The sequence below is a fragment of the Delftia sp. GW456-R20 genome (assembly GCF_001622915.1).
Classification (GTDB): Bacteria; Pseudomonadota; Gammaproteobacteria; order Burkholderiales; family Burkholderiaceae_C; genus Comamonas; species Comamonas acidovorans.
Map to the genome: position 1 here is coordinate 1,133,930 of NZ_LWCN01000005.1, position 13,992 is coordinate 1,147,921.

Below are 13,992 nucleotides of genomic sequence, written 5' to 3' on the forward strand. Positions count from 1 at the left end.
TTGATGTCCGACAACACGGCCCCGACCCCTTCCGATAAACGTGCCCAGCTGCGCCGTGCCGCACTCGAATACCACGAGTTTCCCAAGCCCGGCAAGCTGACCATCGTGCCGACCAAGCCCATGGCCAACCAGCATGACCTGGCCCTGGCCTACTCGCCCGGCGTGGCAGCGCCCTGCGAAGAGATCGTCAAGGACCCGGCCGCCGCCTTCAAGTACACGGCGCGCGGCAACCTGGTGGCCGTGATCTCCAACGGCACCGCCGTGCTGGGCCTGGGCGACATCGGCGCCCTGGCCTCCAAGCCGGTGATGGAAGGCAAGGCCGTCCTGTTCAAGAAGTTCGCGGGCGTGGACGTCTTCGACATCGAGATCAACGAGAAGGACCCGCAAAAGCTGGTCGATGTGATCGCCGCGCTGGAGCCCACCTTCGGCGCCATCAACCTGGAAGACATCAAGGCACCCGAGTGCTTCTTCGTGGAGCGCGAACTGCGCCGCCGCCTGAAGATCCCCGTCTTCCACGATGACCAGCACGGCACGGCCATCACCGTGGCAGCGGCCATGGTCAACGCGCTCAAGGTGGCCGGCAAGAAGATCGAGGAGGTCCGTCTCGTGGCCTCGGGCGCGGGCGCCGCCGCCCTGGCCTGCCTGAACCTGCTGCTCAAGGTCGGCCTGCGCCGCGAGAACGTGTTCGTCACCGACCTGGCCGGCGTGGTCTACGAGGGCCGCACCGAGCTGATGGACGAGGACAAGGCCCAGTTCGCGCGCGCCACCGAGCTGCGCACGCTGGGCCAGGTCATCGAAGGCGCCGACGTCTTCCTGGGCCTGTCCGCTGGCGGCGTGCTCAAGCAGGACATGGTGGTCAAGATGGCCGCGCGTCCGGTGATCTTCGCGCTGGCCAACCCCAACCCCGAAATCATTCCCGAAGACGTGAAGGCCGTGCGCAGCGACGCCATCATCGCCACGGGCCGCTCGGACTACCCCAACCAGGTCAACAACGTCCTGTGCTTCCCGTACATCTTCCGGGGTGCCCTGGACTGCGGCGCGACCACCATCACCACCGAGATGGAAATCGCCACCGTCCACGCCATCGCCGAGCTGGCCCAGGCCGAGCAAAGCGAGGAAGTGGCGGCCGCCTACGTGGGCGAGCAGCTGACTTTCGGCCCTGAGTACCTGATCCCCAAGCCCTTCGATCCGCGCCTGATGATGAAGATCGCATCGGCCGTGGCACAGGCCGCCGCCGAGTGCGGCGTGGCCCAGCGTCCGATCCAGGACATGGATGCCTACCGCGCCCACCTGCAGACCTTCGTCTACGCCTCGGGCACGATGATGAAGCCGCTGTTCGCCGCGGCCAAGAAGGCCTCCAAGAAGCGCGTGGCCTACGCCGAGGGCGAGGAAGAGCGCATCCTGCGCGCCACGCAGATCGTGGTGGACGAGCGCATTGCGCGCCCCACGCTGATCGGCCGCCCGGCCATCATTGCCCAGCGCATCGAGAAATTCGGCCTGCGCCTGAAGGAAGGCACGGACTACGACGTGGTCAACGTCGAGCACGACGAGCGCTACCGCGACTTCTGGCAGACCTACCACCGCATGACCGAGCGCAAGGGCATCACCGTACCCATCGCCCGGATCGAGATGCGCCGCCGCCTGACCCTGATCGGCTCCATGCTGCTGCACAAGGGCGAAGTCGATGGCCTGATCACCGGCACCTGGGGCCAGACATCGCACCACCTGCAGTATGTGGACCAGGTGATCGGCCGCCGCGCCGGCGTGCAGACCTATGCCTGCATGAACGGCCTGCTGCTGCCCGACCGCCAGGTCTTCCTGGTGGACACCCACGTCAACTACGACCCCACGGCCGAGCAGCTGGCCGAGATCACCATCATGGCCGCCGAGGAAATGATGCGTTTCGGCGTCAAGCCCAAGGCCGCCCTGCTGTCGCACTCCAACTACGGCTCCAGCAACCAGCCCAGCGCCGTCAAGATGCGCCAGACCCTGGAGCTGCTGCGCGAGCAGGCCCCGTGGCTGGAAGTGGACGGCGAGATGCACGGCGACGTGGCCCTGGACGGCAAGGCCCGCGCCCAGCTCATGCCCAACAGCACGCTGCTGGGCAACGCCAACCTGCTGGTCATGCCCAACATCGACGCGGCCAACATCAGCTACAACCTGCTCAAGCAGGCCGCTGGCGGCGGCATTGCCATCGGCCCCGTGCTGCTGGGCGCCGCCCGTCCCGTGCACATCCTCACGCCGAGCACGACGGTGCGCCGCATCGTCAACATGACGGCGCTGACGGTGGCGGACGCTAACGCTAATCGGTAAGCACCCCCTGAGCGGCTTCGCCGCTTCCCCCTCTCTCGCTTCGCGGGAGGGGGACGACACCCTCGCTGCGGGGCGGCCCTTGCTCGGTGTCCCTCGTTTTGGCCGCGCGCGCTTTTTTTGACAACGCACGGCATTTGCATTGAATAGCAGGCAACTCAGGCGGAGAGTTGCCTGCCCACTGTTCAATCCCCAGACATTTCCTTGGTCAAGCTGCCTGTTTTTTGGGCAGAACTTGCATTTTGAGGGGTGTTCCGTCACACTAGCGGGTCGAGATTTCAGGGCTTCCCTGGATTTCTGAAAGGTGTAGTTGATGCTGAAGGCAGCCGCCGCCAAGGCGTACCAGTCCGGTCTAGCGCTCATCGTCGGGGCCGCCTTTGTGCTGTCGCCCTCGCTCGCTGATGCGCGCCGCTCGGCGCCCGAGAGCGTGGAGACGACGGCGGCCGTGGCCACCGTCGCCCTGTCCGAGTTGCCGCGCGAAGGCCGTTCCACGTATACGCTGATCCTGCGCGGCGGGCCTTTTGCCCACGACAAGGACGGCACGGTGTTCGGCAACCGCGAGCGCATCCTGCCGCGTCAGTCGCGCGGCTATTACCGTGAGTACACGGTGCGCACGCCCGGTTCGCGTGACCGTGGGGCCCGTCGCATCGTCTGCGGCGGAGAGCCCCAGCAGCCCGATGCCTGCTACTACACCAGCGACCACTACAGCAGCTTTCGCAAGATCATCGAATGACCTCGACCCAGTCTCTACAGCCAGTTCGACCCTCCGTGTCCGACGCAGTGCGCTGGCAGGGGTCTGCATTTCATCCACAGCCCAGGGATGCCGAAGGCCATGAGCCCGTCCCCGCAGGCCACATCCACGTTAGAGAAAGAGCCACGGAGATGGATGCACCACTTCGTAAGATCCCCGACACCCCTTTGCGGAACGTGCGCGCCAACATCGTGCAGTCGATCCGCGCCTACAGGGTGGAGGATCTGCAACAGGCGGCCGAGACGCTGGGGTGCCATTTCCTGTATGCCAACCTGGCCCATGCGCAGACCAAGGCCGATATCCTGGAACTGCTGGCCACGCAGTTCTTCTTCCCCGCGCATTTCGGCAAGAACTTCGACGCGCTCTACGACTGCCTGACCGACCCCATCCACAAGGCCGGCCCGCAGCCGGGCTTTGTGCTCGTGCTCGACCAGATCCCGACCACGCCCAAGTTCGACAAGGAAGTGCGCGAGCAGCTGCTGGACAGCTTCCGCGACGCGGCCGAGTACTGGGCCGAGCGCAAGATTCCGTTCCGCTGCTTCTACTCGTTCCTGTAAGCGCAGGACATTGATGGCCCAGAGCCCATAGCGCCCAATCGGGTGCTATGGGCTCTGCAGTCGCTGGGCGCCTGTGCCTAGGCGCGCGTGAACCGGGCGGCGAGTGCCTCGTATTCGGACACCGGCACTTCCTCGGCGCGGCGCTGCAGGTCGAATTCCCCGTCAAAGCCCTTGGCTTCCAGCCAGCGCCCCAGCGTGTTGCGCAGGATCTTGCGCCGCTGGCTGAAGGCCACCTGCACCATCTCCTCCAGCAGCTTCGCGTCCAGGGCCGCCGGCGACTCGCGCGGGACCATGCGCACGACGGCGCTGTCCACCTTGGGCGGCGGATTGAAGCTCTCGGGCGGCACGTACAGCACGCTCTCCATCGCATAGCGCCACTGCAGCATGACTGTCAGCCGCCCATAGGCGGCCGTGGAGGGCGACGCCACCATGCGGTCGATGACCTCCTTTTGCAGCATGAAATGCTGGTCCTCGACCACGTCCACCTGCTCGAGCAGGTGAAAGAGGATGGGGCTGGAGATGTTGTAGGGCAGGTTGCCCGCAATGCGCAGCTTGGGCACGCCCAGGCGCGCGGCAATGGCACGGAAGTCCACCTTGAGCACGTCGGACTCGACCACGTCGAGCTGCTCGTGCAGGCGCAGGCGCACGGCCAGGTCGCGGTCCAGCTCGATCACGGTGAGCCGGCCCAGGCGTTCGACCAGGGGCTGGGTCAGGGCCATCAGGCCCGGCCCGATCTCGACCATGGACTGGCCCGGCCGGGGGTCGATGGCGCTCACGATGCCGTCGATGATGCCGTCATCGGTCAGGAAGTTCTGGCCGAAGCGTTTGCGAGGAATGTGTTTCATAGAAAAAGCAAGGCGGTGCGCCATGGCACCGCCTTCCATTGTGGACTGCCGCAGCCGCAGCTGCTCGGGGGGTGTCTTATTGCGGAGGCTCGCGGTACTCGACGTAGGCGCGGCCACGCAGCTCCTGAAGCCAGGTCTGGTAGTCGGTTTCGAGCTTGCGCTCGCGCACCACGTTGCGAACCATGTCGCGCTGCTCGCGCGGCGTCAGCGCAGCCTGGCGGCGCTCGATGAGCTGGATCAGGTGCACACCGAAGCGCGAGACCAGCGGGTCGCTGACCTGGCCGGGCTGCAGCGCATTGAGCACCTGCTCGAACTCGGGCACGAACTGGCCGGGCGAGGCCCAGCCCAGGTCGCCGCCGTTGCGCGCGCTGCCGTCCTGCGAGAACTCGCGGGCCAGCGATTCGAAGCTGGCCTGGCCGCTGTCCACGCGGCGCTTGTAGTCGGCCAGGCGCTTGGCGGCATCGGCCTCGGTCATCTGATCGCCAATGCGCAGCAGGATGTGGCGCGCATGGTTTTGCGTGACCACGGACGGCATGCCGGCCTGCGACTTCTCCAGCACCTTGAGCACGTGAAAGCCCGCGCCCGAACGGAAGGGGCCGACGATGCCGCCCTGCGCCGTCTGGCCCACGGCCTTGGTGAACAGCTCGGGATAGCGGTCCAGCGGGCGCATGCCCATGGCGCCGCCGCCCTGGCCGTCGGGCACATCGGAGAACTCCTTGACCACGGCCAGGAAGTCGCCTTGCGTGCGGGCGGCCTCGGCGGCCTGCTTGGCGCGGGCCTCGCGCTCGGCCACTTCGGCGGGGCTGGCGTTCTCGGGCACGGAAATCAGGATGTGGCCCAGGTTCACGGCGGCCGGTGCCTTGTCGGCACCGCCGCTGCGCTGCTCAGCCAGGTAGCGATCAATGTCGGCATCGGTGACGCGCACGCGGCCGTCCACATCGCGCTCGCGCAGACGTTGCAGCGTGATCTGGCGGCGCAGCTCTTCGCGGAACTGCTTTTCGTTCACGCCTTCGGCCCGCAGGCGGGACTGCAGGCCAGCCTTGTCCAGGCCGTTTTGCCGCGCCACATTGGTCAGCGCCTGGTCCACGGCGTAGTCATCCACGCGCAGGCCCGTGTCCTTGGCTTCCTGCAGCTGGGCCTTTTCGACGATCAGGCGCTCCAGCACCTCGCGGGCCAGCAGCGCCTCGGGCGGCATCTGGCCGCCCTGCTCGGCAATGTTCTGCGCCACGCGCGCCATGCGGGCACGCACTTCGTTGTTGGTCACCGGCTCGGAGTTGACCACGGCGACGATGTAATCGGCCGAGCGCACGCCTGCCTTGGCGCCACGATCGCGCGACGAGGGCAGGTTGGTGGCGTCCAGCGCACGCGAGACGGAGGCATCGCCGGCCTGGGGCGCCCTGGACTGGCCCGGAACACGCAGGCCTTGCGCCTGGGCTGTGGTGGCCAGCAAGGCCAGCGCCACAGCGGCAGCTGCGCAGCAATGGGTCTGGGAAAGAAAACGCATGGGAGAGATGCCTTGCAAAAAGCGTGTTTGGAGCGTTGGCTCTAATCGTAGTTGGTGAAGCGGCTGGGAGGCGTCACGGACTCGCGCAGGTACTGGTAGCGCGGCACATTCTGCTTGAGGCTGCGCTGCGGGTCTGCACCCAGGCTCAGCCGCGAGAAGCCGACGAACTCGATCTGGAACAGCAGCCGGGTGTTGGACTGGGTGATGGAGCTTTGCAGACGCTCCAGCACCACGCGGCCAATCCAGCAGCAGCCGTCGTACTCCAGCCCGACCACGGTATCGACGAGCTTGCGGTCCTTCAGGCTGTAGTTCAACCGGCCCACCGTGTACCAGCGCCCGCCGCCCTGGCCACGGCCGGCACCCAGGTCGCGCCCCTTGTCGCCCCACAGGTCGTTGATGGGCCATTGCCAGCCCACGTCGACCAGCTTGCTGGCGTCGGTACGCGCCACGGTGTCGTACTGGGTACGGTAGGCCACGTTCACCGTGCGGTAGGAACTGGGGCTGTAGCGCGCGCCAAAGGTGGTACGCACCGAGCGGTTGAGGTCGCGGTTGTACTGGGTCGTGCCTTCGGTGGACCAGGCATCGGTCCAGTTGATGGCCGCACCCAGCAGCACGTCGGACAGGCGGCTGGTGGCCGGCACCTCGCCGGGCAGGATGACCTTCTGGTCGGAGAAACGCACGCGCTGCGCAATGCCGAAGCGCGCCTTTTCCGCACCCGTGGTCCCGTCGATCAGGCGCGTGGTCGCACCCAGGGTCAGCAGGTGGTTGTCGGCAATGCGGTCCTGGCCGTTGTAGTCGTTCTCGGAGTAGATGCTCGCGAAGTTGAAGTCGTTGCGCGCCGTGTCATACAGCGGCAGAAAGCTCTGGTCGCGGTAGGGCGTGTAGGTGTAGAAGGCGCGCGGCTCGAAGGTCTGCAGCAGCTGGCGGCCGAACAGCGTGGTGTCGCGCTCGAACACCAGCCCGCTGTCCACGCTGACCGTGGGCAGCGTGCGCGAGGCATTGCGGCTGCCGTTGCTCATCAGGCTGTCCACCTGGTAGTTGCTGGTGTGCAACTGGATCCTGGGCGTGATGAAGGCGCCCGGCGACAGGAAGGGGCGGCTCACCTGGGCCAGCATGTAGCTGCGCTGGCCGTTGTTGTAGGTGATGCCGGCCAGGGGCTTGTCGATCTCGAAGCGCGTGGTGTCGGCCACAAAGCTGAAGTCCAGGCCGTGCGGCAGGTCCAGCGGCGTGTAGCGCCATTGCAGCTGCGGCTTCATGCCGTAGGGCGGGGCAATGGGCGCCGATGCATCCTGCATGGTCTGCCAGTACAGGGTGCGCAGTGTCAGCACATTGTCGCCCCGCGCCCAGGACAGGTTCACATCGTTGGGCAGCAGGCGCTCGCGCAGCGATTTCGCGGCCAGCGGGAAGTCGCGCCAGTAGTTGTCGTCGCTGACGCGGTTGAGGTTCATGTTCAACCCCAGGCCACCGATGGGCGAGTCGATGACGCCCCGGTGCTGCAGCGAGTAGGCCCAGCGGTCCCGGTCACGCTGGCGGTCGCCGGGCATGTAGGCCGCATAGGCCTCGCCCGAATAGGTCGGCTCCAGGTAGCGGAACTGGGCTCCCAGGTTGACGCCGCGCTTGCTCATGACCGAGGGATACAGGGTCATGTCGCGGTTGGGCGCAAGGTTCCAGTAATAGGGCTGCGTGTATTCGATGCCGCTGAGCTTGTCCAGGCCCATGGTGGGAGGCAGCAGGCCCGACTTGCGCTTGTCCGACAGCGGAAAGCTCATGCGCGGCACGGGCAGCACGGTCACGCCCTTGAACTGCAGGGCCGCACCTTCGGCCACGCCCACTTCCTCGGCCATATCGATGTGCAGGGTCCGGGCGCGCAGCATCCAGGCCGGCTCCCAGCTGGCCTCGTCGTCGCGCTGGCAGGTGGTGTAGGTGGCATCGTGGACCACGGCATGGTCGCGGTCGATGAAGTCCACGCGCGAGGATTTGCCGTAGGCGCCATTGGCCAGGAAGCGATATCCGGCGTTGTCGAAAAAGCCCTTGAAGGCATCGACCTCCAGGTCCAGCTGCGAGCCCTCGTAGACATTGCCGGCCTGGTTGATGTGTACTGCGCCCGAGGCATTGACGCGGTCGTCGGGCACCTGGTACTCGAGCCGGTCGGCGCGGATCATCGTGTCGCCACGGCGCAGTTCGGCATTGCCCTCGACCACCGAGTTGATGTCCGGCTGGCCGCTGAGCGCGTCACCGCGCACATAGACGGGCTGCTGGGAGCGCACCGCCTCGGGATAGGTTTCCTGCATCAGCGTGCTGGGGCGCAGCGGGCGGACTTGCTGCAGCCGGCCTTCGTCGGCTGCAGCGGGCTGGGCCTGGGCCATGGTGGAGCCACCGGCCCATGCGAGAGCCACAAGCCAGGCCAGCGGGCGTACAGCGGGGCGCGCGGGCGCGCGGGCAGCCAGCGGATCGGGGAGCGGCGGTCGGAGGTACACGGTGGTCAACAGCGGCGGGTGGACAAAGGCGCAAGCCTAGCATCACCGCCGGGCATTCGCCGGGGTGGCGGTTTGTAGAATCGCGATTATCCATGAGCCATCCAAACACCCCCACGGCCGGCGTTGTCTGGGCCGACCCCGCCCGCCACGCCGCCTTCGACGCCTGGCTGGCCCCGCTGTCCGCCCGCCACGCGCTGCGCCCCGAAACCCTGCGCCCTGCCTCGGCCGATGCCAGCTTTCGCCGCTATCTGCGCCTGGACACCAGCGCGGGCGCCAGCCTCATCGTCATGGATGCCCCGCCGGACAAGGAAGATTGCGCGCCCTTCGCCAAGGTGCAGGCGCTGATGGCCTCGGCCGGGCTGGCCGTGCCGCAGATCCTGGACTGGGATGCGGCGCACGGTTTCATGCTGCTGTCCGACCTGGGCGGCCACACCGTCATCGAGGCGCTGGACCCGGAAAAGCCCCAGGACGCGGAAGCCTGGTACCGCTCGGCGCTGGAGGTGCTGCTGGCCTGGCAGACCGCCTCGCGCCCCGACGTGCTGCCCGCGTATGACGACGCGCTGCTGCGCCGCGAGCTGCAGCTGTTCCCCGACTGGTACATCGCGCGCCACCGCGAGACCGTGCTCGACGACAGGCAGCAGGCCACGCTGGCCAAGGCCTTCGACCAGATCGTGGCCCACAACCTGGCGGCACCCAGCGTCTTCGTGCACCGCGACTTCATGACGCGCAATCTCATGCAGCCCGTGACCGCCAGCGGCCCGCTGGGCGTGCTGGACTTCCAGGATGCGGTCTATGGCCCGGTGACCTATGACATCGCCAGCCTGCTGCGCGATGCCTTCATCAGCTGGGAAGAGGACTTTGTCATCGACATTACCGTGCGTTACTGGGAGAAGGCGCGCAAGTCGGGATTGGTCGGCGCACGCAGCCAAAGCGGCTGGGGCGACGATTTCGGCGAGTTCTACCGGGGCGTGGAGTGGATGGGCCTGCAGCGCCACCTCAAGGTGGCCGGCATCTTCGCGCGGCTGACGCTGCGCGACGGCAAGCCCCGCTACCTGGCCGACGCGCCGCGCTTCATCCACTACATCCGCTCCACCTGCAGCCGCTACCGCGAGCTGACGCCGCTGCTGCGCCTGGTGGACCAGATCGAAAACATCCAGCCCCAGGTCGGCTGGGCCTACGGGCGCGTCTGAGAACGGATACGCCATGCCACGCTTTCACTGCCCCATTGCGCTGCGCAGCGGCGCCGACATCGACCTGCCGCCCGGCGCGGCGCGCCATGTACAGGTGCTGCGCCTGCAGCCCGGCGACGGCATCACCCTCTTCGAAGGCCGCGCCGGCGAAGGCTTCAGCGGCGGCGAGTTCGAGGCCACCGTGCTGCGCATGGGCCGCAGCGACGTGGCCGTGCGCATAGGCGCGCACCACGCCGTGGAACGCGAGCCCCTGCGCCCCGTACACCTGCTGGCCGGCATCACGGCCAACGAACGCATGGACTGGCTGGTGGAGAAGGCGGCCGAGCTGGGCGCCGCCAGCATCACGCCGCTGGTGGCCGAGCGCAGCGTGCTCAAGCTCAAGGGCGAGCGCGCCGAGAAAAAAACTCGCCCACTGGCAGGCCGTGGCCGTATCGGCCTGCGAGCAGTGCACGCGCAACCGCGTTCCCCCGCTGCACACCCCTGCAGACCTGGAGGACTGGCTGGAGGGCGGTGCGAAACAGCTGCCGCCCGGCACGCTGCGCCTGCTGCTGTCGCTGGGCGAGGGCACGCGGCCGCTGGTTGAGATCCTGGATGCCACGGCCGAGGATGCACCCGTGGTCTTTCTCTCCGGCCCCGAGGGCGGCCTGTCGCCTGCCGAGGAGGCCCTCGCCCGCGCCCAGGGCTTTGTGCCCGTCACGCTGGGGCCACGCGTGCTGCGCGCGGAAACCGCGCCCCTGGCTGCGCTGGCGGCGCTCACGCTGGCCTGAAGCGGCCCAGCCAGTCGCGCAGCCGCGCGAACACGGGCGCCGCAAAGTCATCGCGCTCGTTGAACAGCTCGTGGTAGGCGCCGTCAAAGCACTGCGCCTGTACCACGGCTGGCGGCGCGCGGTCGGCAAAGGCCTGGCTGCCGGCCGGCGCCACCAGCCTGTCGTCCCCCGCCCACAGCAGCAGGCTGGGCACGCTCCACTGCCCCCGCGCGGGCCAGCACCTGCGGGCCGCCCTGCGCCAGAAACCGCGCCAGCCGTGCGCAGATGCGGTCATGGCACAGCGGATCGGCACGGTAGGCATCGCAGACCGCCGCGTCATGCGAGAGATAGGGAATCTGCAGGCCGTTGGACACGCGCAGGTCGGGCACCAGGCGCGGCAGCGTGCCCACGAGCAGTTTCTGGATGGGCGACAGGCCCACGTCGAAGGCCGGCGAAGACAGCACCAGCGCATCGACAGGCCGGATGGCACGCGCCACGAACAGCGCAGCCACCAGGCCGCCCAGGCTGTGGCCCAGCAGCACCAGCGGCTGGCCAGCGGGCTGCTGGGCACGCGTGGCATCGACCACGGCTGCCAGGTCATCCAGCAGCCGGCCATCGGCCGTCAAGCCGCCGCGCGGCCCTGCCGAGCGCCCATGGCCGTATTGGTCGTAGCCGCGCACCGCATAGCCCCAGGCATTGAGGCGCCGGGCCAGCGCCTCATAGCGGCCGATGTGCTCGCCCAGGCCGTGCACCAGCAGCACGGTGGCGCGCGCCTGGCCCCCGTCCACGGGCCAGTCGCGCAGTGACAGCTCGGCGCCGTCGCTGGACGCAAGGCGCGTGACCTGGCCTTGCGAGGCAGGTGCAGGAACGGGTGCGGGGGCCGGCACTGCCATCACGCCACGCCAGCAGCGCCCGCCTCGGCGGCTGCCTGCGCCCCGGCCATGGCGGCGATCACCTGGGCCACGGCGGCCGTGAGCTTCTTGGCATAGGGCACGTGCAGGAATTCATTGGGACCGTGGGCATTGCTCTTGGGACCGAGCACGCCGCAGACCATCATCTGGGCCTTGGGAAAGCCCTGGCTGAGCATGTTCATCAGCGGAATCGTGCCGCCCTGGCCGATGTAGCCGCAGGAGGCGCCGAAATGCGCCTGGCTTGCCGCGTTGAGCGCGTCCTCGAACCAGCCGTCCATGGCTGGCGCATTCCAGCCGCTGGCGCCCGACAGGCCCTGCCAGGTCACACGGGCCTGGTAGGGCGCGTTGTCCTCCAGCAGCGCCTTCATTTCCTGCACGCAGGCAGCGGCATCGACCAGGGGCGGCAGGCGCAGGCTGAGCTTGAATGCGGTATAGGGGCGCAGCACGTTGCCGGCGTCCTGCAGCGCGGGCAGGCCCTCGGCGCCGGTCACGCTCAACGTGGGCTCCCAGGTGCGCTTGACCAGGGCCTGGACCGGGTCGGTGGTGGTGGGCAGGGCGAACAGCGTGGAGCCGCCGCAGTCGTAGTGCGCCCAGGGGAAGCGGGCATAGGTTTCCTCGCCCAGGATGGCCGCCGTGTCGCGCATCTGCGCCATGCGCTCGGCCGGCACCTCGCAGTGGAAACTGGCGGGCAGCAGGCGCCCGGTCTTGCTGTCCTCCAGCCGGTCCAGCACCTGGCGCAGGATGCGGAAGGACGACGGCACGACGCCCGAGGCATCCCCCGAATGCACGCCCTCGGTGAGGATTTCCACCTTCAGCGTGCCGCTGGCCATGCCGCGCAGGCTGGTGGTCAGCCACAGCTGGTCGTAGTTGCCGGCGCCGCTGTCCAGGCAGATCACCAGGCCCACATCGCCCAGGCGCGGACGCAGGGCATCGACATAGGGCAGCAGGTCGCGCGAGCCGCTTTCCTCGCAGGTCTCGATCAGGCCCAGGATGCGCGGGTGCGGCACGCCCTGGCGCTTGAGCTCCTGCACGGCCGCGATGCTGGCGTAGACCGCATAGCCGTCGTCGGCGCCGCCACGGCCATAGAGCTTGCCGTTCTCGTACTTGGGCGTCCACGGGCCCAGGTCGCTGCGCCAGCCGTCGAACTCGGGCTGCTTGTCCAGGTGGCCGTACATCAGCACCGTGGGGCTGGAGGCCGCCTTGTCCTGCGTGCCTTCCACCTCGAAGAACAGCACCGGCGTGCGGCCCGGCTGGCGCACGATCTCCAGCGTCAGGCCCCCCACCTTCTGCGCCAGCACCCAGTCGGCCGCATTGCGCAGCACGGTCTCCAGGTGGCCCTGCTGCTCCCAGTCGGGCGCGAACATGGGCGATTTGGCGGGAATGGCGATGTACTCGGTCAGCGCCGGGACGATGCGCTCGTCCCAGGAGCGGCTGATCTGGTCAAGCGCGGCTGCGGGCTGCAGCAGCTGCGAAGGGGTGCGTGCGTTCATGGCGGGTCCTCGTGTCATGGGTCGGCGCACCGTTCGAGCGAAGCCAGCGCCGCGATCCGGTCATTGTGCGCCAAGGCGGCACGGACCCCGGACACCCCGCCGCCAACGACTACGATCGCGCCATGTATATCGGAGAACTCGCCCGACGCGCCGGCTGCTCGCCCAAGGCCGTCCGGCTGTATGAATCACGGGGCCTGCTCGGCGCCGTGGCACGGGCAGGCAGCTACCGCATCTATGGCGAGCAGGACCTGGTGCTTGTGCAGCGCATACGCCAGGCGCTGGGACTGGGCTTTCGGCTGGACGAACTGCACGGCCTGCACCGCATCCATGAGGCCACAAGCTGGGAAGCCCTGGCCCGGCTGCTACGCGAGCGCAGCAGCCAGGTTCAGGCAGAAATCCGGCGCCTCCAGGCACAGCAGTCCCAGTTGGCGGCGCTGGAGCGCGAACTGCTCGAATGCAGCCTGGAGACGGAAGGTACCCAGGGCGCCTGCGAACCCGCATTGGCCTGAGCACGGGGCTTGACCCTGCCCCAAGGGGCAAGGCGAACATGGGCTCCATGTCTCCAAGCACCGCCCATCCCCCTGCCGATACGCATCCCCAGCGCATCCTGATCATCCTCGGCCACCCGTCGGCCAGCAGCCTGTGCGCAGGCCTGGCCGACGCCTACGCAAAGGGCGCACGCGACAGCGGCGCCGAGGTACGCCTGCTGCGCCTGGGCGAACTGGACTTCGACCCGCTGCTGCATGCCGGCTACCGCCAGGACCAGCCCCTGGAGCCTGACCTGCAGCGGGCCCAGGCCGACATCCTGTGGGCCAGCCACCTGGCCTGGGCCTATCCCACCTGGTGGGGCGGCCTGCCGGCCTTGCTCAAGGGCTTCATCGATCGCATCTTTCTGCCGGGCTTCGCGTTCAAGTACCGCAAGGGCTCGGTGCTGTGGGACCGGCTGCTGGCCGGCCGCACGGCCGACCTGCTGGTGAGCATGGATTCACCGCCCTGGTACTACCGCTGGGTGGCGCACATGCCGGGCCACCACCAGATGCGCCGCGCCATCCTGGAATTCAGCGGCATCCGGCCCGTGCGCATACACAGCTTCGGCCCCGTGCTCGGCGCCGAGGCCGCCCGTGTGCAGCAGTGGCTAGAGCAGGCGCAGGCAGCAGGCCGGCGCGCGGCGGCGCGCCGTCTCAAGGCTTCGGTTTGAGCAGGTCATCGAT

The 13,992-nt window shown here is 68.2% G+C and carries 10 protein-coding genes and 2 pseudogenes; 7 read left to right on the plus strand and 5 right to left on the minus strand.

Annotation, left to right across the window (positions count from 1 at the left end):
* Nucleotides 1-3 precede the first annotated feature (3 nt).
* From A4F85_RS28920 to A4F85_RS28930, 3 genes are all read left to right on the plus strand, one after another.
* The gene (locus tag A4F85_RS28920; protein WP_063328577.1) at nt 4-2,313 is read left to right on the plus strand and encodes an NADP-dependent malic enzyme; all 2,310 of its coding nucleotides are present in this window, start codon (nt 4-6) and stop codon (nt 2,311-2,313) included.
* Between the two features lie 310 nt (nt 2,314-2,623).
* On the plus strand, nt 2,624-3,043 hold the full coding sequence (locus A4F85_RS28925; protein WP_013804791.1) for a ribonuclease domain-containing protein: 420 nt from the start codon (nt 2,624-2,626) through the stop codon (nt 3,041-3,043).
* A gap of 149 nt (nt 3,044-3,192) precedes the next feature.
* Entirely contained in the window at nt 3,193-3,618 is a 426-nt protein-coding gene (locus A4F85_RS28930) for a barstar family protein (protein ID WP_013804792.1), read from the plus strand.
* A gap of 77 nt (nt 3,619-3,695) precedes the next feature.
* Here A4F85_RS28930 and rsmA read toward each other — a convergent pair whose 3' ends face one another.
* The 3 genes from rsmA to A4F85_RS28945 all read right to left on the minus strand — a co-directional run bounded on the left by rsmA (nt 3,696) and on the right by A4F85_RS28945 (nt 8,444).
* Entirely contained in the window at nt 3,696-4,463 is a 768-nt protein-coding gene (rsmA, locus tag A4F85_RS28935; RefSeq protein ID WP_043783066.1) for a 16S rRNA (adenine(1518)-N(6)/adenine(1519)-N(6))-dimethyltransferase RsmA, read from the minus strand.
* Between the two features lie 76 nt (nt 4,464-4,539).
* Nucleotides 4,540-5,967: a peptidylprolyl isomerase gene (locus tag A4F85_RS28940; protein WP_013804794.1), complete on the minus strand. Its 1,428-nt coding sequence runs from the start codon at nt 5,965-5,967 to the stop codon at nt 4,540-4,542.
* Between the two features lie 41 nt (nt 5,968-6,008).
* Nucleotides 6,009-8,444: an LPS-assembly protein LptD gene (locus tag A4F85_RS28945; RefSeq protein WP_156517070.1), complete on the minus strand. Its 2,436-nt coding sequence runs from the start codon at nt 8,442-8,444 to the stop codon at nt 6,009-6,011.
* Between the two features lie 92 nt (nt 8,445-8,536).
* Between A4F85_RS28945 and A4F85_RS28950 the strand changes: the two genes are divergently transcribed.
* Both A4F85_RS28950 and A4F85_RS28955 read left to right on the plus strand, forming a co-directional pair.
* Nucleotides 8,537-9,634 (plus strand): aminoglycoside phosphotransferase family protein, encoded by a 1,098-nt coding sequence (locus A4F85_RS28950; RefSeq protein WP_013804796.1) that lies wholly within the window; start codon nt 8,537-8,539, stop codon nt 9,632-9,634.
* A gap of 13 nt (nt 9,635-9,647) precedes the next feature.
* Nucleotides 9,648-10,401: pseudogene (locus A4F85_RS28955) on the plus strand (16S rRNA (uracil(1498)-N(3))-methyltransferase).
* Here A4F85_RS28955 and A4F85_RS28960 read toward each other — a convergent pair.
* A pseudogene (locus A4F85_RS28960) lies at nt 10,388-11,273 on the minus strand (alpha/beta hydrolase). The pseudogenes A4F85_RS28955 and A4F85_RS28960 overlap by 14 nt on opposite strands.
* Nucleotides 11,273-12,781, minus strand: a complete 1,509-nt coding sequence (locus A4F85_RS28965; protein ID WP_063328579.1) for a M20 family metallopeptidase — start codon at nt 12,779-12,781, stop codon at nt 11,273-11,275. The pseudogene A4F85_RS28960 and the gene A4F85_RS28965 overlap by 1 nt, the downstream one beginning before the upstream one ends.
* 11 nt (nt 12,782-12,792) lie before the next feature.
* Here A4F85_RS28965 and A4F85_RS28970 point away from each other — a divergent pair, with 11 nt between their 5' ends.
* Complete coding sequence (locus A4F85_RS28970) at nt 12,793-13,290, plus strand: MerR family transcriptional regulator (protein WP_231890642.1); 498 nt, start codon at nt 12,793-12,795, stop codon at nt 13,288-13,290.
* Nucleotides 13,291-13,328: 38 nt separating this feature from the next.
* Nucleotides 13,329-13,979, plus strand: a complete 651-nt coding sequence (locus A4F85_RS28975) for an NAD(P)H-dependent oxidoreductase (RefSeq protein WP_063328580.1) — start codon at nt 13,329-13,331, stop codon at nt 13,977-13,979.
* Nucleotides 13,980-13,992 lie beyond the last annotated feature (13 nt).

Coding starts and splice junctions, on each gene's coding strand:
- A4F85_RS28965 (WP_063328579.1), bottom strand. CDS start 12,781: ATGAACGCACGCACCCCTTCGCAGCTGCTGCAGCCCGCAGCCGCGCTT.
- A4F85_RS28975 (WP_063328580.1), top strand. CDS start 13,329: ATGGGCTCCATGTCTCCAAGCACCGCCCATCCCCCTGCCGATACGCAT.
- A4F85_RS28940 (WP_013804794.1), bottom strand. CDS start 5,967: ATGCGTTTTCTTTCCCAGACCCATTGCTGCGCAGCTGCCGCTGTGGCG.
- A4F85_RS28925 (WP_013804791.1), top strand. CDS start 2,624: ATGCTGAAGGCAGCCGCCGCCAAGGCGTACCAGTCCGGTCTAGCGCTC.
- A4F85_RS28930 (WP_013804792.1), top strand. CDS start 3,193: ATGGATGCACCACTTCGTAAGATCCCCGACACCCCTTTGCGGAACGTG.
- rsmA (WP_043783066.1), bottom strand. CDS start 4,463: ATGAAACACATTCCTCGCAAACGCTTCGGCCAGAACTTCCTGACCGAT.
- A4F85_RS28920 (WP_063328577.1), top strand. CDS start 4: ATGTCCGACAACACGGCCCCGACCCCTTCCGATAAACGTGCCCAGCTG.
- A4F85_RS28950 (WP_013804796.1), top strand. CDS start 8,537: ATGAGCCATCCAAACACCCCCACGGCCGGCGTTGTCTGGGCCGACCCC.